General features: G+C 74.1%; 1 protein-coding gene. It reads right to left on the bottom strand.

What is annotated here, in order from left to right; all coding sequences use genetic code 11:
- Positions 1-151: 151 nt before the first annotated feature.
- Entirely contained in the window at positions 152-679 is a 528-nt protein-coding gene (locus tag AB8Z36_RS40560; RefSeq protein ID WP_369218352.1) for a hypothetical protein, read from the bottom strand.
- Positions 680-1,360: the final 681 nt, after the last annotated feature.

A 1,360-nucleotide genomic window follows, 5' to 3' on the forward strand; every position in this document is an offset into this window, starting at 1 on the left:
GCGCTCGGAGCGTGGCGGGCGCTCCTGCCGTCGCGGGTCAGGGTCGTGAGTCCGGCGTTGCGCAGGACCGTGGCGTGTTCGCTGGCGCTGGCCGGGGAGATASGGGCGCCCGCCACCAGTTGCGTGGTGGTGCACGCGGGGCGTTCCGCGATCACGCACAGAACGACGGCTCGGGTCCGGCCGAGCAGGGCACGCAGCGACGCGGGGGCGTCGGCGGTAGGGCGGGGGGAGGCCTGGTGCCCGCACCGCCGTCCGTCACCGGATAGGTGATCCACGGCTGCCCATCGTCCGGATGGGCGTACGCGGGGTAGTGCGCGCCGAACACCGTCGGGATGAGCAGCCCCCGCCCGGCGAGGTGTACGTCCCCGTCGCGCCCGGACGCCGTGCGCACGTGCAGTACGGGTGGGGCCCAGGTGATGCAGCGCGGGTTGAGCCCCCGCAGCAGGCGCTCGACGCCGTGTTCGGCCAGCCGCCCGAGCCGCAGGGTCCGGTCCGCGCCCGCGACCTGCTCGATCCGGGGCCAGTACGGCGCGATGAGCACTTCGTGCGCGTCGTGCACGGCGTCGGCGAGCCGCTGGACGAGCACGGGGTCCTGCCGCAGCCGTCGCACCGTTCCGGTCGCGTGCCCGGTTCCCGCGCCCCAGCTCTCCACGTCCCGCACCACACGTCCGACGGACATCGGACGCAGCTTCTCCACGAAGTCGCCGGGGCCTTCGGGCCCGCTCAGGTCCAGCAGGTCGATGGCGGGACCGAGCGCGGAGATGAGGTCGAACAGCGGCCGCGTGCCCGGACCGAGCCGCTGTGCCGCCCGCTGCCGCCAGGCGTCGAACCGTACGGGGTGGGTGCTCCTGGAGCAGCCGTATCCCTATCTCCAGTTCCAGCAGCGGGCGCACGCCGGACGCCAGGCGGGTGCGGGACAGGTCTTCCGCCGTGAAGTGGATGCGCGGGCTCACCCGCGTGAGTCTGATCGCCGGTCCTCGATTCGGTCCAGATCGAAACGAGTCGACCTTGCTGGAGTGGCCGCGGAGGCTGCTGGTGGGCCGCTTCGGCGCCCGACGCACACGACGGAGGTGGCATGTCTGCCGGATGCGAGGCACACTCCCTGCCGCGGCTGCCCCAACACACCGATCCCTACGCCTACTTGCTGCTGCTCCCGCGCGCGAGACGGCTGAGCGTCCGGCAGGCGGGGCGGCTGGCGGAGGTCGCTCCCGGCGCACCCGCCGGGCGGCCGTCCCAGCCCCCACGCGGCCCAACTGCCGTGCGACCGCTCCGACCCCCGCACGGCACACCCGCCGAGGAGCCGGACGACCCTGGCCCCTTCGTGCTCCGCATGGCGCACGAGATGGTTCCGCTGCCCGCC

Origin of the sequence: Streptomyces flavofungini (assembly GCF_041028215.1) — a bacterium.
GTDB lineage: Bacteria > Actinomycetota > Actinomycetes > Streptomycetales > Streptomycetaceae > Streptomyces > Streptomyces flavofungini_B.